Source organism: Fructilactobacillus sp. X2R1C1, from assembly GCF_059901435.1.
Map to the genome: position 1 here is coordinate 1 of NZ_JBWXUV010000025.1, position 507 is coordinate 507.

1 protein-coding gene is annotated in these 507 nt (G+C 35.5%); it reads right to left on the reverse strand.

Annotation, left to right across the window (positions count from 1 at the left end):
• Window positions 1–507, reverse strand: a 507-nt coding sequence (locus AC6UDG_RS07290; RefSeq protein WP_500706937.1) for an MFS transporter, incomplete at both ends; no start/stop codon positions are given.

Sequence of the window (507 nt, forward strand, 5' to 3'; positions counted from 1 at the left end):
AACAAAGAAAATCCCACAAAAAGCAACTACGGCTGCAACAATAAACATCGCTGGCATTGATTTCCCAACCAATGGAAAAATAATAAAACTACCTATCGAAGCAATAATTTGAGGAAGACAGATACTAATATTAAACAGTCCTAAGTAAGAGCCCTGATGTTTTCCACCAAGTGTATCGCTCAGAATAGTAAATGGGATAATATTCATAGTAACAAATATTATTCCCAAAAGTGAGTAAGAAACGATTAACAACCATTTGTTAGTAATGAAGAAAACTGAAAGGTAGCCTAAAGCCCCCAAAGCAATTCCTAATTTGTACATAAATTTTCTTTGCCGTGGCTTGGTTTTTGCAATGACTAGACCCCAGCCAACACCAACTAACGAAAAAATACCAAATAAAACACCGTACCAATTACCTGCAGCTTGATATGCAGCAGAAGTTGGATTAGTAACATGATAAACATTTTTAGCAATTGCTCCAGTACTATAAGTCCACATATACTGCAT